Annotated in this window: 17 protein-coding genes and 1 pseudogene; 5 read left to right on the top strand and 13 right to left on the bottom strand. The window is 58.9% G+C overall.

Annotated features, from left to right (window positions below; genetic code table 11):
• The 3 genes and pseudogenes from AC3WRD_RS27070 to AC3WRD_RS27060 form a co-directional block, all read left to right on the top strand.
• Positions 1-634 (top strand): annotated as a pseudogene (locus AC3WRD_RS27070) (type IV secretion protein Rhs); the annotation flags it as partial.
• Positions 635-640: 6 nt separating this feature from the next.
• Positions 641-1,006 (top strand): hypothetical protein, encoded by a 366-nt coding sequence (locus AC3WRD_RS27065; RefSeq protein ID WP_102622775.1) that lies wholly within the window; start codon positions 641-643, stop codon positions 1,004-1,006.
• A gap of 165 nt (positions 1,007-1,171) precedes the next feature.
• A complete protein-coding gene (locus AC3WRD_RS27060; protein ID WP_256580658.1) occupies positions 1,172-1,570 on the top strand; it encodes a hypothetical protein in 399 nt (132 codons plus the stop codon).
• A 16-nt stretch (positions 1,571-1,586) separates the two neighbouring features.
• Here AC3WRD_RS27060 and AC3WRD_RS27055 read toward each other — a convergent pair whose 3' ends face one another.
• A complete protein-coding gene (locus AC3WRD_RS27055; protein WP_102622777.1) occupies positions 1,587-3,377 on the bottom strand; it encodes a bifunctional diguanylate cyclase/phosphodiesterase in 1,791 nt (596 codons plus the stop codon).
• A gap of 133 nt (positions 3,378-3,510) precedes the next feature.
• A complete protein-coding gene (locus AC3WRD_RS27050; RefSeq protein WP_173861398.1) occupies positions 3,511-5,595 on the bottom strand; it encodes a carboxy terminal-processing peptidase in 2,085 nt (694 codons plus the stop codon).
• A gap of 181 nt (positions 5,596-5,776) precedes the next feature.
• Between AC3WRD_RS27050 and AC3WRD_RS27045 the strand changes: the two genes are divergently transcribed.
• Positions 5,777-6,739 carry a zinc-binding dehydrogenase gene (locus AC3WRD_RS27045; RefSeq protein ID WP_096822921.1) on the top strand — a complete coding sequence of 321 codons (963 nt, stop codon included), beginning with the start codon at positions 5,777-5,779 and terminating at the stop codon, positions 6,737-6,739.
• Between the two features lie 45 nt (positions 6,740-6,784).
• Here AC3WRD_RS27045 and AC3WRD_RS27040 read toward each other — a convergent pair whose 3' ends face one another.
• From AC3WRD_RS27040 to AC3WRD_RS27015, 6 genes are all read right to left on the bottom strand, one after another.
• The gene (locus AC3WRD_RS27040; RefSeq protein ID WP_102622779.1) at positions 6,785-7,438 is read right to left on the bottom strand and encodes an HAD family hydrolase; all 654 of its coding nucleotides are present in this window, start codon (positions 7,436-7,438) and stop codon (positions 6,785-6,787) included.
• 34 nt (positions 7,439-7,472) lie between these two features.
• Positions 7,473-8,462 carry an ABC transporter ATP-binding protein gene (locus AC3WRD_RS27035; RefSeq protein WP_096822923.1) on the bottom strand — a complete coding sequence of 330 codons (990 nt, stop codon included), beginning with the start codon at positions 8,460-8,462 and terminating at the stop codon, positions 7,473-7,475.
• Positions 8,459-9,259, bottom strand: a complete 801-nt coding sequence (locus AC3WRD_RS27030; protein WP_096822924.1) for an ABC transporter permease — start codon at positions 9,257-9,259, stop codon at positions 8,459-8,461. The genes AC3WRD_RS27035 and AC3WRD_RS27030 overlap by 4 nt, the downstream gene beginning before the upstream one ends.
• Positions 9,246-10,082, bottom strand: a complete 837-nt coding sequence (locus AC3WRD_RS27025; RefSeq protein ID WP_167748736.1) for an ABC transporter permease — start codon at positions 10,080-10,082, stop codon at positions 9,246-9,248. Before AC3WRD_RS27025 ends, AC3WRD_RS27030 begins: the two co-directional genes overlap by 14 nt.
• A 5-nt stretch (positions 10,083-10,087) precedes the next feature.
• Complete coding sequence (locus AC3WRD_RS27020) at positions 10,088-10,894, bottom strand: alkaline phosphatase family protein (RefSeq protein WP_102622780.1); 807 nt, start codon at positions 10,892-10,894, stop codon at positions 10,088-10,090.
• A gap of 116 nt (positions 10,895-11,010) precedes the next feature.
• A complete protein-coding gene (locus AC3WRD_RS27015) occupies positions 11,011-12,075 on the bottom strand; it encodes an ABC transporter substrate-binding protein (RefSeq protein WP_085710620.1) in 1,065 nt (354 codons plus the stop codon).
• A 351-nt stretch (positions 12,076-12,426) separates the two neighbouring features.
• On the opposite strand from AC3WRD_RS27015, the gene AC3WRD_RS27010 reads away from it, so the two are divergent.
• Positions 12,427-13,140 (top strand): UTRA domain-containing protein, encoded by a 714-nt coding sequence (locus AC3WRD_RS27010; RefSeq protein WP_011333178.1) that lies wholly within the window; start codon positions 12,427-12,429, stop codon positions 13,138-13,140.
• A gap of 338 nt (positions 13,141-13,478) precedes the next feature.
• On the opposite strand, the gene AC3WRD_RS27005 is transcribed toward AC3WRD_RS27010, so the two are convergent.
• The 5 genes from AC3WRD_RS27005 to AC3WRD_RS26985 form a co-directional block, all read right to left on the bottom strand.
• On the bottom strand, positions 13,479-15,635 hold the full coding sequence (locus AC3WRD_RS27005; protein WP_102622514.1) for a mechanosensitive ion channel family protein: 2,157 nt from the start codon (positions 15,633-15,635) through the stop codon (positions 13,479-13,481).
• A gap of 76 nt (positions 15,636-15,711) precedes the next feature.
• Entirely contained in the window at positions 15,712-15,888 is a 177-nt protein-coding gene (locus AC3WRD_RS27000; protein ID WP_173861399.1) for a hypothetical protein, read from the bottom strand.
• A gap of 126 nt (positions 15,889-16,014) precedes the next feature.
• Entirely contained in the window at positions 16,015-17,304 is a 1,290-nt protein-coding gene (locus AC3WRD_RS26995; RefSeq protein WP_096822929.1) for a M18 family aminopeptidase, read from the bottom strand.
• A gap of 120 nt (positions 17,305-17,424) precedes the next feature.
• Positions 17,425-18,525, bottom strand: a complete 1,101-nt coding sequence (locus AC3WRD_RS26990) for a hypothetical protein (protein ID WP_102622513.1) — start codon at positions 18,523-18,525, stop codon at positions 17,425-17,427.
• A 46-nt stretch (positions 18,526-18,571) separates the two neighbouring features.
• A complete protein-coding gene (locus AC3WRD_RS26985) occupies positions 18,572-19,207 on the bottom strand; it encodes an RluA family pseudouridine synthase (RefSeq protein WP_085732336.1) in 636 nt (211 codons plus the stop codon).
• Positions 19,208-19,248 lie beyond the last annotated feature (41 nt).

The following is a 19,248-nucleotide window of genomic DNA, read 5'->3' as shown; positions in this document are numbered from 1 at the left end:
GGTGAAGCTGGCGGGTGGGTTGAATCAGTACCGGTACGTGCCGAATCCGACGGGGTGGGTGGATCCGTTGGGGTTGAGCTCCAACTGTCCGCCGCCTAATAAGCCGGGTTGTTCGGTGCCGGATGGGGTGAGTGGTTCAGTTGTTGATGAGGGTGAGCCAGCGCTGCCGAAGATGACGGCGCAAGAGCGGAGGGCGAGAATTGATGAGTTAACAGAAAATATTGCATTAAAAGAGTTGAAAGATATGGAAAGCGCTAACAAAAAATCTCATTTTTTACAAAAACATGGCGCCCAAACCACTCTAGCTTCGCAGCAAGAGCGTCTGCAATATGCTAAAAATCCTACTACGGGAAAAGTTGAGATGAAACTAAATAAAAAAACTAAGCTTATGGAACCAAGCATTCCACGAGCTGCAACTAGATTTATAAGTCATAGAGATCAGTTGAATGCAATTAATCGTGCTAAATTAATTTTCCGACGGACTGGGAGTCTATCGCTCTCATCGCTCCCAGTGGAGATGGGAAGAAAGGTTGGAGAGGGGTATAGGGGGAAACAAGTGGAATATATAGAGCCAACAAGAACTGTCGTTATACTCGATAGTCATGGTGAGGCTATAACGGCTTATGTGGATTGATATCAAATGAAACCTAATCCAAAGCTTTCAATTTTGCCTGGCTTTCTATTTGTCTTTGACATTGACTATCCTCACGAAGGGGCTGTTGAAGAACTAATATGTTTGGCTGATGTAAATGATTCTTCTGATTTGATTAGAATTTTTGATGCTGTTCTGAAACCGGAGTTTGTTGGGTACTCTGAATCGGATAGGTGTTGGATAATTGATACGATTTCCTATTATTTGGAAAGGGGAGAAACATTTGTTGAGGTTTTGGAAAAGAGAAGTTTTTTATTTTCTGACGAGATAGTCGATGGGCGTGGCTTTATGCGCGTGTTGCTAGAATGTCTTTCTTTATATGAGGGTGAGATAGGTAAGGTTAAAGATCTATAGAGTTACATTCTATGCTTGAGGTTTTTATGTGTTTTGGGTTTTGGGCGGGTTGGTTGTTTTATTGGTTTTTATAATGAAGATGAAAATTGTGGGAGCTGATTTGTTTGGCCAAAGCCGATTCGCCACGTTTCCGATCGAGGTGAAGTGATGTTGAGGGATCCGTATTTGAGTGAAGAGTTTGAACCGGACTTGACGTGGCTTATAGGTGTTTTCGATGTTTATGATCGGGAAGAAACTCGAGGTTTGGAACTCGAGGATTACAACCCTAATGACTCTGCTGATAGAGAGCTTCTTGTTAGAAAGTATTGCCTGAATCTGCCATGCCTTTCCTATAGACATAAGCTGGTGCTGTTTGGAAATTTGGAAATGATACTTCAGGATCCAAATTATGAGTTTCAAAAACTATTCGAGATCGATGAATGCGAAGCAGCAAGTTGGCCGCGGGGAGAATGGTATTCTCTAGAGGATCCACGCGGCTTCTTCCAAGATATCTATAAGTTTGCGAAGGAAGCTTGGGGGGAGGATCTTGCGAAAGCCGCTGGAGAGGATCGGTCCACATGGTAGTTACCGAGCTTTTACATTAGCGATGACCTGAAATGAGCGCCTCGTTAAAAGGTAGCGCGCTTATGCTGTCGATAACATGCACGCTATACCCCGGAACATTCTTAGCATGATGCTTCGCCTGCGAAGCCATCTCCGCCAACTGACTCGCATCCAGTTGCGCACAAGCTTCAGGATGCAAATGCACCACGCCAATGGACAGTGACAACAACGGAAACTCCTGACGAATACCCTGACGATTCGGCGCAACAAAACACCCAGCTTCAAGATGTTCAGGGCGGTAGAAGCGACGGCATTGGCTCTGGAAATCATCAAGCAATTGGTTCAGCCGTTTGCGCCAATCCTCCGGGCCGAGCACCAACAGAAAATCGTCCCCCCCAATATGCCCGACAAAGTCGCGAGAAGGATCAACGCGTTCATTCAAACACTGCGCCAGACACAACAACACCTCATCCCCCCGCCCATACCCATAGATATCGTTAAAGGGCTTGAAGCTGTCGATGTCGACATAGCAAATGACCGACTCCCGCCCCTGTTGCAGCAACCGCGTCAGGCATTGTTGGATCGGTACGTTGCCGGGTAGCAGAGTCAGCGGGTTGGCATAGCGAGCCTGCTGGATCTTCAGCTCGGTAATCAGCTTGAGCACGTCAATCACCCGACCCAGGCCCAGGTAGCTGCCGTTGAGGGTGATGATGAAGTCTTCTTCGATGCGCTGCCGGGCGCGGCTGGTGATCAGGCGGCTGACTTGTTGCAGCGACTGGCTCATTTCCACGGCGAGGAAGTCGTCGTTCATCAGGCGGCTGATGGGTTTGCGGGCGAACAGGTCGGTGGCGAACGGCTTGAGCAGGGCATCGGACAATGAATGACGATGCACGATGCCGCAGGGCTGGCCTTGCTCGTCGAGCACTGCCAGCGAGTTCAGGTTGGCTTGACGACGGAACGCTTCGAGCACGGTGGCGGTCGGTGTGTCGCGGTCCACAGCCGGTTGATCGTTGAGCAGGGCGCTGAGGTCACTGCCTTCGTCATTCAGCGCCACGGCGCTGCTGTCGTGCTTGGGCATCAACGCCCGGGCATCGCGTGGCGGATGTTCCTGAGGGCGCCCAAGCAGGTAACCTTGCACCAGATCGACACCCATTTCGGTCAGCACCGCCAGCTCTTCTGGCAACTCGATGCCTTCGGCAATCACCTGCGCCCGCGAGGCCTTGGCGATCTGCAGGATCGATCCGACGAACTCTCGCTTCAACGCGTCCTGGTGAATGCCGTCGATAAAGTGCCGATCAATCTTCACGTAATCCGGCCGCAGCTCCGACCACAGGCGCAGGCTCGAATAACCCGCGCCAAGATCATCAAGTGCAATCGAAAACCCCATGGCTCGGTAGTGATGCAGCGCGGTTTGCAGCAGCTGGAAATCGTCGATCGGCGTCTGTTCGGTGAGCTCGATCACCACCTGGCTCGGTGGAATGCCGAAATCCTGAAGCAGTTGCAGCGTACGCCCCGGCTGGTGCGCGGCTTCGAGCAGGGATTCGGGAGAGACGTTGAGAAACAGCTTGCCCGGCAGTTGCTGCTCGTTGAAACGGCGGCAAGCGCTTTGGCGGCAGGCGATTTCCAGTTCGCTCAAGCGCCCGGCCTGGCGGGCCACGGCAAAGAGGGCGATAGGGGAGTGCAACGGGCTGTTGGACGGGCCACGGGTCAGGGCTTCATAACCGAGAATGCGTCGTTCAGAGAGGCAAATGATCGGCTGGAACAGGCTGTGCAAACCGCTTTGAGTCAGGATCGAGCTCAAGGCACTCAGCTGTTCGGTCGTGGTCATGGCATTCTCTGGCGATAAAAAAGGACTGGGAGCGTTCTCGATGAAGAGAACCGCTCCCAGTCCTTTATTGCACGACAGAATGATGACTGTTTGATGACGATCCGGGGATCGTCAGCATTAAATTGCCATCACCTTACTTCTTGGCCACCTGATTGCTCAGCTTCAGGTAATCCAGCAGTACGCGCCCGGTCTCGCTCAGGTAGGCGTCGTCTTCCGGTTTGACCTTGTCCGGCTCGGCTGCCGCGAGGGCGTCGTCGTCTTCTTTCTTCAGCTCTTTGAGCGGTTCTTCGCCTTTGGCCTTGCGACGGATGTTTTCCATCGCCAGTTGCTTGGCGTCGATATCGGCGTGCTGGGCACGGCGATCGGCTTCATTGAGGCTGACGGTTTTCTCTTCCATCAGTTTCTGCGCCAGGGCCAGCTTGTCGCGAATGAACACGAATTCCGCATCTTTCGCCGAACGTACGTCATGCTCCGACTTGAGCTGCGCGATGTACGGCTTGAACGGGTCAACCGCAGGCTTGATGGCCGGTTTGATGGTGTCCCATGGCATGGCTTCCGGCAGAGCGCTCTCGCCGATTTCCTTGGTGTCGATGATCGACGGGTAATCGATGTCCGGCAGTACGCCCTGGTGCTGGGTGCTCTGGCCGGAAACCCGGTAGAACTTGGCCAGGGTCAGTTTCAGTTCGCCATGGTTCAGCGGCTGAATGGTCTGCACGGTGCCTTTGCCGAAGGTCTGGCCACCGATGATCAGCGCGCGGTGGTAGTCCTGCATGGCGCCGGCGAAGATCTCCGAAGCCGACGCGGACAGGCGGTTGACCAGCAGCGCCATCGGGCCTTTGTAGAACGCACCCGGGTTTTCGTCTTCGAGCACATCGACCCGGCCATCGGCGTTACGCACGAGCACGGTAGGGCCTTTGTCGATGAACAGGCTGGTCAGTTCGGTAGCTTCCTGCAGGGAGCCGCCGCCGTTGTTGCGCAGGTCGATGACCACGCCGTCGACTTTCTCTTTCTGCAGTTCGGTCAGGAGTTTCTTGACGTCGCGAGTGGTGCTCTTGTAATCCGGATCGCCGGCACGGAACGCCTTGAAGTCGAGGTAGAAAGCCGGAATCTCGATCACGCCGAGTTTGTAGTCCTTGCCGTCCTGTTTCAGGCTCAGGATGGATTTCTTCACGGCCTGGTCTTCGAGCTTCACCGCTTCACGGGTGATCGGCACGATCTTGCTGGTCTGGTCGTTCGGCGCATTGCTCGCCGGGATGACTTCCAGACGAACCACGGTGCCTTTCGGACCACGGATCAGCTTGACCACTTCGTCCAGACGCCAGCCGACCACGTCGACCATTTCTTTGTTGCCCTGGGCAACGCCGATGATCTTGTCTGCGGGAGCAACCTGCTTGGTCTTGTCGGCCGGGCCTGCCGGCACCAGGCGCACGACTTTCACCTGATCGTTGTCGCTCTGCAACACGGCGCCGATGCCCTCGAGGGACAGGCTCATGTTGATGTCGAAGTTTTCCGCGTTATCCGGCGACAGATAGTTGGTGTGCGGGTCGTAAGACATGGCGAAGGTGTTGATATACGCCTGGAAGATGTCTTCGGCACGGGTCTGGTCCAGACGCGCCAACTGGTTCTTGTAGCGCTTGGTCAGGGTTTCCTGGATCTGCTTCGGATCCTTGCCGGCGATCTTCTGCCGCAGCACTTCGTCCTTGACGCGTTTGCGCCACAGGTCGTCAAGTTCGGCGGTGGATTTGAGCCACGGGGCGTCCTTGCGATCGATCAGCAAGGTTTCCTTCGTGGAGAAGTCCATCTTGTCGACGCCTTTGTTCAGCTCGGCAATGGCGAAGTCCAGACGCGCTTTCACGCGGTCCAGATAACGCTTGTAGATGGTGAAGCCGGCGTTGAGGTCGCCGCTCTTGAGGAAGTCGTCGAACTGGGTCTTCCACTTGTCGAATTCGGCGATGTCGCTGGCCATGAAGTAGCTGCGCGACGGGTCCAGCAGCTTGATGTAGCTGTCGTAGATGATCACCGAGCGCGCATCGTCGAGCGGTGGCTTGCTGTAGTGGTGACGTTTGAGCAACTCGACGACGTTCAGACTGGCAATCACTTCATCGCGATCAGGCTGCAACTTGTCCCAGCTGTTGGCTGCGAATGTGGTGCCCGACACCGGCAAGAGGCCGATACCGATGAAAAGAGCGAGGGCGGTGCTGGGGAGCAAATGCTTCATGCTGATTCGACGCGGGGACAATTGATAACGCATATTAGGCCGTCTTTGAAGTCGCCGGTACCTCTACGCTCTGTACGATAACTGCTGTTCAGCGTTCGTTCAGACCCCAGGGCCGGTCGCATAATGCAAAAAGCCCGGCGCTTCAGCTTCGGGCTCAGTCCAGACTCACTATGGAGGCACTGTGAAGGCATTGCAAGGCGTTGAAGGTCAAGTGGCATGGGTTGATGAGCCGAGTCCTACGTGTGATGTAGGACAAGTTCGCATCCGGGTGGCGGCAGCCGGCCTCAATCGCGCGGATTTATTACAGAAGGCGGGCCTTTATCCACCGCCGCCGGGTGCCAGTCAGGTGCTCGGTCTTGAGTGCTCCGGGGTGATCAGCGAAGTCGGCGCCGGTTCTTCCTGGCAGGTCGGTGATCGTGTCTGCGCCTTGCTGGCCGGGGGCGGGATGGCCGAAGAAGTGGTCGTCGACGGGCGGCATGTGCTGCCCGTTCCGGAAGGCGTGTCGCTGATCGAAGCGGCTGCACTGCCTGAGGTGTACGCGACCGTCTGGCTGAATATTTTCCAGCTCGCTGCGCTCAAACCGGGTGAGAAAGTTCTTCTGCATGCCGGGGCCAGTGGTATCGGTTCAGCCGCCATTCAACTGTGCAAGGCGTTTGGCAATCCGTGCTGGGTCAGCGTCGGTTCGACCGAGCGCTTGGCCTACTGTGAAGCACTGGGGGCGCAAGGTGGCGTGGTGCGCACCGATGATCTGGAGAGCCTGCGGGATTTCGGGCCGTTCGATGTGATTCTGGATCCGGTGGGCGGTCATTATTCGGCACTGAATCTGAAGCTGATGGCTCAGGACGGGCGTTGGGTGCTCATCGGTCTGATGGGCGGCCGCGAAGCGAAACTCGATCTGGCCCAGGTGCTGGCCAAGCGCGTGCAACTGCTGGGTTCGACCTTGCGCAGCCGCAACGATCAGTTCAAGGCCGATTTGTTCAGTGATCTGAGCCAGCACGTGTGGCCGCTGTTTTCCGAGGGACGCTTGAAGCCGCAACTGGCCAAGACCTTTGCGATCAAGGATGCCGAGGCGGCGTTCGCCGAACTGGCGAGCAATACGGTGGCGGGGAAACTGGTGCTGGTGATCGACGAAAGCCTGAGCTGATCATCGATGCTTGTGGGAGCAGGCTTGCTCCCACAAGACAATCGCTTACTTCCAGAGATGAATCGGCCAGCCGGATTTTTCGGCCTGCTCGCGCAACACCGGATCCGGATTGACCACGTGAGGGTAATCCACCTTCAGCAGCAGCGGCAGGTCATTGCGAGAGTCGGAATAGAAACTCGCGCCCTCGAGATTCTCTTCTTCGGCGTCCAGCCATTCCAGCAAACGGGTGATCTTGCCTTCGCGGTAGGTCAGGGTGCCCACGGTGTGGCCGCTGTATACGCCATGTGCCACTTCCAGTTCGATCCCCAGAATCTCGTCGATGCCCAACCGCTCGGCAATGGGTTTGACCAAGTGTGTACCCGAAGCCGAGATCACCAGAATCCGGTCGCCGGCCTTGCGGTGGGCGGCGATGGTTTTGGTCGCGTCGCTGAAGATGATCGGCTCGATGAAGTCTTCCACCCACGGACCGACCAGATGTTCGACTTCTTCCGGGGTTCGACCGATCAAGGGTTCGAGGCTGAATTCCATGAAGTCTTCCATGCGCAACTTGCCATGGCTGTAGGCGTCCATCAGCTCGTTGTTCTTGCGCATGAACGACTCGGGATCGACCCAGCCCAGGCGCCCCATCTGCTCGCTCCAGAGGGTGGCGCAGTCGCCGTGGATCAGGGTTTCGTCCAGATCAAAAATTGCCAGAGCCATCAGTGCAGTTCTCTCTTCAACGTCAGCAAAGTCATCAGGCTACCTCACACAGGGCCGTCGGATCGATGGAAAGTGCCAGGCGCTGACCGTCGGGGTGCAGGTCCGCCGCCGAACGGTTGAGCACATCCACCACCAATTCCACGCCCCGGGCTTCGATGCGATAACGGATCACGTTGCCCAGCAGACTGTGGCTGCGAATCTGCGCATCGAGTTCGCCGTTCAGGCTCAGTTCGATGGCCTCCGGGCGAATGGCGATGCGATGGTTGATCGGCCGCTGCAACAGCTTCGAGGCACTGTCGGCGTCCAGCAGGTTGTAGTTGCCGATGAACCCGGCGGCGAACACATCGACCGGTGCGGTGTAGAGGGTTTCGGCGTCGCCGCTTTGTACGATCTTTCCCTGATTCATCAGGAAAATCCGGTCAGACATGGTCAGGGCTTCTTCCTGATCGTGTGTGACGAAAATCGTGGTCAGGCCGAGTTCGCGCTGGATCTGACGGATCTGCTCGCGCAGGTGTTTGCGAATCCGTGCATCGAGGGCCGACAGCGGCTCATCCAGCAACAACAGACGCGGACGGGTGACCAGCGAGCGGGCGAGGGCGACACGCTGGCACTGACCGCCGGAGAGCTGGTGCGGATAACGGCTGGCGAAATCGTTGAGCTCAACCAGTTTCAACACTTCGGCGACGCGCTTGTGGCTGTCGTCGGAGTTAACCTTCTGCATGCGCAGGCCGAAGGCGACGTTCTGCTCCACGGTCATGTTGGGAAACAGTGCGTAGCTCTGGAACACCATGCCGATCCCGCGTTTCTGTGGCGTCAGCGGCACGATGTCGACGCCATCGAGCAAAATCTTGCCGCCATCCACCGGCGTCAGACCGGCGATGCAGCGCAGCAGGGTGGATTTGCCGCAACCGGACGGGCCGAGCAGGGTGACGAATTCACCCTTCTGGATTTCGCAGTTGATGTCGCTGAACACCGTGGTGCCCGCATAGTTTTTCTGAAGGTGTTGGACGCTGACATAGCTCATTCGCTTTTGTCCTTGTTCAAGATGTTGGCGACCCAGGTCAGGACCAGCACGAAAAAGAAGTAGGAGATCACCAGCGCACTGGTGAAGTGGCCGCTGCTGTTACGCATGTTGTTGAGGTAGACCTGCAGGGTTTCGTAGCGGGTGCCGACCAGGATGTTGGCGAACACGAACTCACCGAACAGGAACGAGAACGACAGCAGCAACGCGACCATCAAACCCTTGCGCAGGTTCGGCAGCACCACCAGGAAGGCCGCCTGAAAAGTGCTGGCGCCGAGCAATTGGGCGGCGTCCATCAGGTCGCGCAGGTTGATCGCTTGCAGGTTGTTGGTGATCGCCCGGTACATGAACGGCAGCGCCACGGTGAAGTAGCAACCGATCAGGATCCACGGCGTGCCGACCATCGCGAACGGCCCGGAACCATAGAGCTGCAACAGACCCACCGACGACACCACCGGCGGCACCGCGAAGGGCAGCAGGATCAGGATGTTCATCAGCGCATCGAGTTTCGGGAAGTGGTAATGCACCACGAACAGCAGCGGCAGGATCAGCACCACGGACAGGATCAGCGCGCCGACGCACACCAGCAATGACTGGCCGAAGGCGTGCAGAAAGCGCGGATCACTCCACAACTGGATGTACCACTTGAAGGTGAAACCGCTGGGCAGGATAGTGGCCGACCAACTGCTGGCGATCGAGTAGACCAGCGTGCCCACCAGCGGCAGCAGCAGGATGGCGAACAGCAGGTACACCACGACGCGGTGGTAGACGCCGGCCGGGCCGGATTCAGCGCGAGACATGGTAGCTCCTCTTCAACAGCAGTTGATGCACGACGGTCACCAGAGTCATCAGCGCCACCAGCACCACGGCCAGGGCACTGGCCAGGTTCGGATCGAGGGAAATGTCGCCGGAGACCATCGCGGCAATGCGGATCGGCAGCACGTTGAAGTTGCCGGTGGTCAGGGCATACACCGTGGCGTAGGCGCCGAGGGCGTTGGCCAGCAGGATCACGAAGGTGCCGAGCAGGGCCGGAGTCAACACCGGCAGGCCGATGTGGCGCCAGAACTGCCAGCCGTCAGCACCCAGCAGCGCTGCGGATTCGCGCCAGTCTTCACGCAGCGCGTCGAACGCCGGGTACAGCAGCAGGACGCCGAGGGGAATCTGGAAGTAGGTGTAGAGGATGATCAGCCCGGTTTTCGAATACAGGTTGAAGTCCTGAATGATCCCGGCCTGTTTCAGCATGATGGTGATGCTGCCGTTGAAACCGAGCAGGATGATGAACGCGAACGCCAGAGGCACGCCGGCGAAGTTGCTGGTCATGTTGGCGAAGGCGTTGACGAAGTTGCGCAGCTTCGAATCGACCCGACGCAGGGAGTAGGCACCCAGCACCGCGATGATGATCCCGAACACACTCGACCAGAAACTGATTTCGAGGCTGTACTGGATCGCCTGCAGATAGAACTTCGAATTGAAGATCTTGCTGAAGTTGGCAAAACCCCAACCGAACTCTTCCGATTGCAGGCTGTTGATCATCACCCAGACCAGCGGGGCGATTTCGAACACGATAAAGAACAGGGCGAAGGGCACCAGGCACAGGGCGGCCAGCCATTTGCCGCGAGTCATTGAGTTCACTTGAGCAACTCCCGGCACACAGGTTTGTCGTGGGGTACGCCGAGCAGCTCACAGACGGTGCCGCAGATGTCGGTCTGCTTCGGTGTGGCGTCGGCGTTCAGGCTGAAGGCGTCGCCGAGCACAAACAGTGGCACCTGGCGTTCTTCCGGCAACAGGCCGTTGTGCGAGCGGTCGTTGTTCATGCCGTGGTCAGCGGTCACCAGCACTTGATAACCGGCGTCGAGCCAGCCTTGCAGGTAGTCGGCAAGGATGATGTCGGCGCTGCGCGCGCTGTTACGGTATTGCGGGGTGTCGAGGCCGTGCTTGTGGCCGGCGTCGTCGATGTTCATCGGATGGATCAGCAGAAAGTCCGGGGCGTGGCGCAGACGCAGGTTTTCGGCGTCGGCGAACAGGTGCGAGTCCGGATAGTGATCGTTCCAGTAGAAGTGGCCGTGCTGGATCGGTAGCGCCGGGTCATCGGTGTGACGATCCCGTGCGGCCACGAACGGCGAGCGGTTGTAGAGCTCGCTGACCCAGTGGTACGCCGCGGCGGCGGTTTTCAGACCGGCATCGCGGGCGTAGTGATAGATGCTGCGCTGATTGGACAGGCGCGAGACGTTGTTGTGGACGATGCCGCTGTCGATGGGCGGCACGCCCGTGAGGATGCATTCGTAAAGCGGTCGGGACAGGGCCGGCAGCTCGCACTCCAACTGGTAGAGCGCGGCGCGTCCTGCGCCAACGTAAGCCTGCAGATGCCCCATGGCGTGACGCGCGACTTCGTAATTGAGGCCGTCGAGCACGACAAGGATGACGTTGTGCTTCATAGGGGCAAAAACTCCGCGAAACAGATCAGGTTTTGAATTCAACGCAGATTCCCCTGTGGGAGCGAACTCGCTCCCACAGGGGACCTTCAGTAACCCCGAAAACGGGATCTACAGCATCACTTCATTTCTACGATGACTTCTTCGTTCCACTTCTGCGGCAGAGCCTTGGAGGTTTTCTCCCACGCATCGGCGTCCTTGATCGGCGTGACCTTCTTGTACTGCTCGTTCGGCAGCAGTTTGGCTTTCACGTCTTCCGGCAGGGTCAGGTGCTCGGCGCGGATCGGACGGGCGTTGCCGCGGGCGAGGTTGGTCTGGCCGGCGTCGCTGAAGATGTATTCGCGGGTCAGCTTGGCGGCGTTCGGGTTCTTCGCGTATTTGTTGATGATGGTGGTGTAGCCGGAAATCACCGAACCGTCGGACGGGATCAGCACCACGTAGTCATCCGGGTTGGCCATCTTGGCCTTGTAGCTCAGGCCGTTGAAGTCCCAGACCACGCCGACTTCGATCTCGCCTTTTTCCATGGTGGCGATGGTCGGGTTGGCCATCGACAGGCGACCCTGCTTGGCGATGTCTGCGAACAGCAGCAGGGCAGGCTGGATGTTTTTCTCGTCGCCGCCGTTGGCCAGCGCAGCAGCGAGTACGCCGTTGGCAGCTTGTGCGGCGGTGCTCACGTCACCGATGGAAACCTTGTATTTGCCGCCCTTGAGGTCAGCCCATTTGGTCGGTACTTCGGAGCCGTGCAGCAGCTTCTTGTTGACGATGAAAGCGATGGTACCGGTGTAGGCCAGTGCCCAGTTGCCGTCCTTGTCCTTGGCCCATGCAGGCACTTGATCCCAGGTGGTCGGCTTGTAGGGTTGCACCACACCTTGTTTGACCGCGATCGGACCGAAGGCGGCGCCGACGTCGCCGATGTCGGCGGTGGCGTTGTCTTTCTCGGCAGCGAACTTGGCGATTTCCTGGGCCGAGCTCATGTCGGTGTCGATGTGTTTCAGGCCGTAGGTCTTGGCCAGGTCTTCCCAGGTGCCTTTCCAGTTGGCCCAGTCATCGGGCATGCCGACGCTGTTGACGGCGCCTTCCGCTTTCGCAGCGGCTTCGAGGGTTTTCAGATCATCAGCCGCCATGGCGGCGGTGCACATGGCAATGGTCGAGCCTAACAGTGTTGCCAGGAAAAGCTGTTTCATTCCGAAGCTCCTTGGTCGTGTTCAACGCTGCGATTGCGGTTTGTGTTGGTCTAGGTCAGCAATACCTGAGCCAATGTAGGGGGGCTGGATGACACTTTGATGTCGGCGGATACCCGGCCCGGCTTTTATTTCTCCGGTATCGACGGCTGCCGGGTAAGCGTAGACCACCCTCAAAGTCCCGGTGGGCAAGGGACTTGGCCGATGTATTGCAAGTTGTCAGGACGACCGTTCGGTAGTTTTGTCATCTCTCGGTCATCTGCACTGCCTAGGCTTGCAGCACGACCGAACGGCGCAATAGTCGTGCGGTTTTGCCCCGAAACAGTGCTGGTCTAGTCCAGATAGGTAACGTTGATGCGCGATGAGGCAACAAAAGCGGTGACAGCCATTGGCCAGATCCTCCAGGAGCAGCTCGACCATGGCTTGCTCGCGGCGGGGAGCAAGTTGCCGGCCGAGCGCAAGCTCAGCGAGTTGTTCGGCACGACCCGGATTACGGTACGGGAAGCCTTGTTGCAACTGGAGGCGCAAGGGCAGATTTATCGCGAGGAGCGTCGGGGCTGGTTCGTGTCGCCGCCGCGCCTGGCCTATAACCTGATGCAGCGCAGTCACTTTCACGCGATGGTCAGTGCGCAGGGGCGGGTGCCGTCGACCGAGGTGATTTCGGCGCGGTTGCAACCGGCGTCAGCGGCGGTGTGTGCGTGGTTGCAGTTGCCGGCGTTGTCGAGCGTGATTCAGATTTGCCGGTCGCGGCGGATCGATGGGCGGTTGGTGTTGTATGTGGAGCATTATCTGAATCCGCAGTTTTTTCCGGGGATTCTGGAGTTTGATCTGAATCAGTCGATTACCGAGCTGTATGCGCGGCATTACGATTTGCACTATGGGCGGGTGCGGTTCGAGATTGTGCCTACGTCTTTATCGGTCGATGCGGCGGCGGCGTTGAGGGTGTCGGTGGGGAGTCCGGGGTTACGGATTGCTCGGGTCAATTATGATCAGTTTGGGCGGTTGATTGATTGTGATCTGGAGTTTTGGCGGCATGATGCGATTCACGTCGGTGTTGATGTGGTTTGATTTTTTTGGGTGAATATCCGTTGCTTCGGTAACGGCTTCTTATGGTTTCGCCCTTACGGCGAGTCACTTTTTTCAAACGCCAAAAAAGTAACCAAAAACGCTGGGCCCCGGCGTTCGGCACCTCGCTTTGGCTCGGTGTTCCTTCGTTACGGGATTCATCCGGGGGCATCGCCTACGGTTTGCTTCGCTGCACCTCCTCTCGATGCATGCGGCTTCGCCGCACGGTCGCTGCGCTCCCACCCCCGGATAAATCCCTCCACTCAGCCTGCCGATGGGGCCGGCACGTCAAAAGCTTTTCTCGAGCTAACGCTCATCGTTTTGAGTGGTGAGGGGCTGGTTTATTCCTGTGTTTGGCCGCCGCCTGCTGTGATCACCTGCACATTCATCCTCGGCGTCGCCAGGTCCAGCCCCGCCTCATCCAGATGCCTTTTTAGCGACAAATTGAACGCCCGTGAAACTTCCCACTGTTTGATCGGTGCGGTTTTGAACCGGGCGCGCAATATCGCATTACCCGATTCAAAACTTTCCACCCCCTGAATTTCCAGTGGCGACCAGATGTTGCGGCGTTGCAATGGGTCGGTGCGCATTTTCTGGCCGACTTCGCGCATCAGTTTGATGGCTTCGTCGATGTTCATGTTGAAGGGCACCGCCACGCGGAAGATCGCGTAGCCGAATTCCCGGGAGTAGTTCTTGATGCTTTTGATTTCGCTGAACGGGATGGTGTGGACGATGCCGTCGATGTCCCGCAGGCGTACGGTGCGGATGGTCAGACCTTCGACGGTGCCGAGGTGGCCGCCGACATCGACGTAGTCGTCGATGGCCAGGGAGTCTTCGATGATGATGAACAGGCCGGTGATCAGGTCGGCCACCAGCGACTGGGCGCCGAAGCCGATCGCCAGGCCGATCACGCCGGCACCGGCCAGCAGTGGCGTGACGTTCATGCCCATGTTCGCCAAGGCGACGATCAGGGCGATGATGAAGATCGCCACGAACAGCACGTTGCGGATCAGCGGCATCATGGTTTGTGCGCGGGCGTTGGCCAGGCCTTTGCGTGAGCGGGTGAGGGCGTGGTGGACGGCGGTGTCGCTGAGGATCCAGATCAGCCAGGCGAAGATCAATGTGCCGATCAGGCTGAACAGTTTGACGCTGACGTCGTGGCCTTCGCCTTCGGTGAAGCCGATCAGCGACATGCCCCAGACCCGCAGGCCGAGTTCGATGAACGCCAGCCACACCAGCAAATGAGCGAGGGTGTAGAAGAAGCTTTTCAGGCGTTCGGAATAGAAGGCGTGGCGTTTCGGGCCGCGTTGGGGTTTGAGGGCGTGGCGGCGGACGAGGCCGTTGATCACCATGCACAACACCAGCAGCACGGTGCAGATCAGTGACTGGCGCAAGGCGGTGCTGGTGTCGCCGGCGGAGACGAAGGTGGCGAAGAGGGAAATTCCCACGAGCACCAGCGCCGGCACGTACCAGAAGGTGCCGAGGATTTCGATGGTGTCGCTGAGGGCGCGGCGGGTCAGGCGGCGGGACAGCGGCTGGTTGCGGATCAGGTGGGCGATCGGGCGGCGGAAGCGCAGGATGAACAGGCCGGTCGACAAGGCCGCGAGCACATTGGCGACGGTGGCGGCAGTGTGCGCCAGGTGCACGCCGAGGCCGGCCACCAGTCGCGGGTCGTTCAGGGCTTCGCCGAACGCGGCGAAGCTGCCGATCAACCACAAGGGGCGGAAGGCCTGATGGCGCAGGATGTACAGCGCGCGATGGCGGTGCGGGCCGTCGAGTACGGAGAAGGCAATCACGCAGATCGCCGAGAAACAGGTGCCGACCACCAGCGCGTAGGCCAGAACCATCGCCAGGCTTTTGCCCAGCGACGACGGCAGCGCGTAGCTCATGTAAACCGTGATGGCCAGGGCAATCATCCATGGCCCGAGCTTGCGCAGGGCGAAGCGCAGCATGTCGAGGGCCCGGGGGTTTTGCGGCAGCTCTTCGGTCAGGCCGAAGCGCATGCGCACCCGGTGGCCAAGCCAGATCAGTGCGGCGGCCAGCAGGCTCCAGACGGCTAGGATCACGGCGAAGGCGAAGATGATCGGCAGCCATTCACTGGCCGGCAGCATCAGGTCAGACAGTTCGTCTTTGGCCAGATCGAATTCGGCGGACCAGCGATTGAGCGGGCTGTCGCTGCCGGTGAATTGTTTTTCGAAGGTGGCGAGGGTGCCGCCAATCAGGCCCAGCACACCTTCTTCCGGGGTGGCCTGGGCTTTTTTCGTGGCGTCGCGCAGTTTCTTCAGGTCGCTCAGCAACTGGGCGCGTTGCTTGTCGTTTTCCAGCGACTTGATGACTTCGTCGAGGGACTGGCCGAGGGGTTCCTGGGCTTCGGGTTGCGCCTTGTTCGATCCACTGAGCAGGCCGGGCAGGCTCACCGCGTGGGCAGGCGCCAACGGCAGCAGCGTCATCAGGCAGATGAGGAACAGGCAGGGCAGGGCAGAAAGACGAGCGAACACTAGGCGGTCAACCTCGCAAGGGGCGGATCGGGCGAGTGTACGAGCCCGTCAAATTCAATGCGAGCCGAGCGCGGATTTATTCGTTGAGTTTGGCGAGGATCTTGTAGACCACGGTGGCCAGGATCAACAGCATGCCGATCCACATGGCGAACACTCCGGCATTCTTGTCGCGGAAGTTGAAGCCGATCGCCAGCAGAATCATTCCGCACAGTATCGGAATGAGCATGGCGTGGAACGCAGACATCGAGATCATGGCGACAGCCTTGTCGTAGGGGATGATTTAAGTCTAGGTGGAATTTTGCCGACCGGTGGTGATGTGTATCACAGTCACTGCGCAGTCGCCGTGGCGAGGGAGCAAGCACCCTCGCCACAGAACCGGTTACGGCAATTCGCGGCTGGCGTAGAACGCGCTCAGCACTTTGACCAGGTGGGCCAGGTCATGGCTGCCGCACAGTTCGCGGATCGAGTGCATGGCGAACGTCGGCAGGCCGATGTCGACCGTGCGCACGCCCAAGTGGCTGGCGGTGATCGGGCCGATGGTCGAACCGCAACCCATGTCGCTGCGTACCACGAAGCTCTGCACCGGGACTTCTTCGGCCATGCACAGATGACGGAAGAACCCGGCGGTTTCACTGTTGGTGGCGTAGCGCTGGTTGCTGTTGACCTTGATCACCGGGCCGGCGTTGAGTTTCGGGCCGTGGTTGGCGTCGTGCTTCTCGGCGTAGTTCGGGTGCACGCCGTGGGCGTTGTCGGCCGAAACCAGCAGGGATTTCTGAATGGTGCGTACGAACTCATCACCCTCGGGCAACAGGCGACGCAGGGTCTGTTCCAGCATCGGGCCGTCGGCGCCGCATGCCGAGCATGAGCCGACTTCTTCGTGGTCGTTGCACACCAGCACGCAGGTTTCATCGGTGTCGGCGGTCAGCAGGGCTTGCAGGCCGGCGTAGCACGACAGCAGGTTGTCGAGGCGGGCGCCGGCGATGAAGTCACCGTTCAGGCCGATGACGGCGGCGCTTTGGGTGTCGTAGAAGCTCAGCTCGTAATCGAGCACCACGTCGGCATTGAGGCCGTGCTCGCGGGCCAGTTGATCGGTGAGGACTGCGCGGAAGTCCACACGCTCGTCACCGGCGAACTGCGCGAGAATCGGCGGCAGTTCGGTCTGGGCATTGATCGCCCAGCCCTGATTGGCTTCACGGTTGAGGTGGATGGCCAGGTTGGGAATGATCGCGATCGGGGCCTTGAAGTCGATCAACTGACTCTCGACCTTGCCGTCGCGGCGGAAGGTAACGCGGCCGGCCAGCGACAGATCACGGTCGAACCACGGTGCCAGTAGCGCGCCGCCGTAGACTTCGACGCCCAGCTGCCAGAAACCCTGGCGCTGCAATTCAGGTTGCGGCTTGACTCGCAGGCACGGGCTGTCGGTATGGGCGCCGACCAGGCGGATGCCGTCGTGCAGCGGAGAGTTGCGGCCCATCTTGATCGCGACGATCGAGGAGTCGTTACGGGTGACGTAGTAACGGCCATTGGCTTCGGTGTGCCAGGTCTCGCGCTCGTCGAGGCGCACATAACCGGCGGCCTCCAGGCGTTGAACAAGGCTGGCGGTGGCGTGAAACGGGGTAGGGGAGGCCTTGAGGAAGTCGATCAGGCCTTGGTTCAACTCTTCGCGCATAAGAAGCTCCAGACAGCAATGGGCGGGAGTTTAACGCATGCCGGTGCGCAGGCCACAATCGAAATCGAATGTAAAAGGAGATCCACTGCGGGGGCAGGCTCCCGCAGTGGACAGTGTGGGTCAGCGGGCGGCGGCCACGCGTTTTTTCAGGTAGTTCATGATGATTTTTTCATCTTCAGGCCGCTCCGGGCGCGGCAGTTGTTGCGGCCATCGGCTCTGGCTCAGGAGCTTTTTCTGACGGCTATCGTCCCAGCGCAGAATCTCCCGCGAGGCGCATTCCCACCACTCATGACGACAGGCGCTGTAGTACGGATGATCTGGCGCGGCGCTGCCGTACAGCAGATCGCGGCCGACCTTGCGCATCGTGCCGCTCTGGTTGCGCAGCTTCCATTTGATTTTCAGGCGCTGCCAGGCGGACGGAAACGGCTTGACCCTCGGCACGTCTTTGCACAGATCCACCAGGCGCTGGCTGAACTTCTCGCCGTGCTGGGAGAAGAAGAACGCCTGCATCGCATGGAAAAAGCGCTTTTCCGCGAAGTAGTGATAGATGTACTTGCGCGCCTCGACCACCGGTCGCTTGCGCAGGGCGAACGACAGAGCGATCTGTTCGATGGTATGGATCTCGAAACCGTCGGCCGTCCATTCGTCGATCAGACGGATCGACTCTTCGAACAATTTCCCGTCGCTGTCGGTTACGCCGCACAGCCCGCTGTTGTAGAGCTTGAAGCCGTTGTCCGGGGTTACGCCGTGGGCGCTGAGGTCGCGACCGAGCTTCAGGTAGTCGTCGCGCTCGAAGACGTCTTTCCAGTCGTATTCGAAACGATCCATCACTGATTGCCCGGGGGTGATGTGCTGGAACAGCCGATTCGGGTCACTGGTGAACAGGGTGTCGGTGTCGACGAACAAGGTTTTTTCGGCCAGTTGCAGGCCGGCGGCAATCGCGCAAGCCTTGCGTCGGTGGTGATAGCCGTTTTCGCCTTGCCAGCGGGTCAGGGTCGGCTCGTCGAGCAGCACGGTGTCGACCGGCCAGCCTTCGTAGTCCTGCGGCCGGTCGGTGAGAATCCTGATCGCCGGACGTTTGCCGGTCTTGGCCTGAGACAGGGCGGTCAGGATGCTGAACTTGGCTTCGCGCCGGTAAACATCCTGGTTGCCGTAAATCAGGTAGAGCAGTTGATGACGGGTCTTCTTGACGGGTGTTGCCAGGAAATCAGTACAACTCATCCGGAACAAAATCCTTTAAAACAGGCGGCTGCCGGTCAGGCAGTGCTTAAAACGGAGCCGGGCATTCGAAGCGCAAGCGCTCGCCGGACTGTGGGTGGGTAAAGCTGAGCATGCTCGCGTGCAGGCACAGGCGCGGCCAGGCGGCGAGGGCTTGCTCATGAGCATAGAGCCCGTCACCGAGCAGCGGGTGACCGATGGACAGCATGTGCACGCGCAACTGGTGCGAGCGGCCAGTGATCGGCGTCAGTTCGACGCGGCACCAGTCGCCGCAACGTTCCAGTACGCGCCAGAAGGTCAGGGCGTGTTTGCCGAATTCGTGGTCGACCACGTGGCGTGGTTTGGTTGGCGGGTCGTAGCGCAGGGGCAGGTCGATGCTGCCGCTGTCCAGTTCCGGCTGACCCCAGCACAGGGCGGTGTAGGCTTTTTCGGTTTCGCGGTCATGAAATTGGCGCGACAGTTCGCGGTGGGTGTCCGCGTCGCGAGCCAGCAGAATGATGCCGGAGGTTTCCCAGTCCAGACGATGGACGATACGCGCTTCCGGGTAGCCGTTTTCCTGCAGGCGAGTGATCAGGCAGTCCTTGTTGTCGTCGGCCCGGCCGGGCACCGAGAGCAACAGGGTCGGTTTGTTCACCACCAGAACGGCGGCGTCCTGATGGATGATGTGGATGTTGGACAGCGGCATTAAAACAGCCTCGTAACAAATGCCAACGGCGGCTCAGGGCC

This window comes from Pseudomonas sp. FW215-R2 (genome assembly GCF_058789255.1).
This window is presented reverse-complemented; position numbering and strand designations above follow the sequence as displayed.

Bases quoted from the DNA above. Each gene is read 5' to 3' on its own strand.
- AC3WRD_RS27065 (WP_102622775.1), top strand. From the start codon at position 641: ATGAAACCTAATCCAAAGCTTTCAATTTTGCCTGGCTTTCTATTTGTC.
- AC3WRD_RS27055 (WP_102622777.1), bottom strand. From the start codon at position 3,377: ATGACCACGACCGAACAGCTGAGTGCCTTGAGCTCGATCCTGACTCAA.
- AC3WRD_RS27050 (WP_173861398.1), bottom strand. From the start codon at position 5,595: ATGAAGCATTTGCTCCCCAGCACCGCCCTCGCTCTTTTCATCGGTATC.
- AC3WRD_RS27040 (WP_102622779.1), bottom strand. From the start codon at position 7,438: ATGGCTCTGGCAATTTTTGATCTGGACGAAACCCTGATCCACGGCGAC.
- AC3WRD_RS27035 (WP_096822923.1), bottom strand. From the start codon at position 8,462: ATGAGCTATGTCAGCGTCCAACACCTTCAGAAAAACTATGCGGGCACC.
- AC3WRD_RS27030 (WP_096822924.1), bottom strand. From the start codon at position 9,259: ATGTCTCGCGCTGAATCCGGCCCGGCCGGCGTCTACCACCGCGTCGTG.
- AC3WRD_RS27025 (WP_167748736.1), bottom strand. From the start codon at position 10,082: ATGACTCGCGGCAAATGGCTGGCCGCCCTGTGCCTGGTGCCCTTCGCC.
- AC3WRD_RS27020 (WP_102622780.1), bottom strand. From the start codon at position 10,894: ATGAAGCACAACGTCATCCTTGTCGTGCTCGACGGCCTCAATTACGAA.
- AC3WRD_RS27015 (WP_085710620.1), bottom strand. From the start codon at position 12,075: ATGAAACAGCTTTTCCTGGCAACACTGTTAGGCTCGACCATTGCCATG.
- AC3WRD_RS27010 (WP_011333178.1), top strand. From the start codon at position 12,427: ATGCGCGATGAGGCAACAAAAGCGGTGACAGCCATTGGCCAGATCCTC.
- AC3WRD_RS27000 (WP_173861399.1), bottom strand. From the start codon at position 15,888: ATGATCTCGATGTCTGCGTTCCACGCCATGCTCATTCCGATACTGTGC.
- AC3WRD_RS26995 (WP_096822929.1), bottom strand. From the start codon at position 17,304: ATGCGCGAAGAGTTGAACCAAGGCCTGATCGACTTCCTCAAGGCCTCC.
- AC3WRD_RS26990 (WP_102622513.1), bottom strand. From the start codon at position 18,525: ATGAGTTGTACTGATTTCCTGGCAACACCCGTCAAGAAGACCCGTCAT.
- AC3WRD_RS26985 (WP_085732336.1), bottom strand. From the start codon at position 19,207: ATGCCGCTGTCCAACATCCACATCATCCATCAGGACGCCGCCGTTCTG.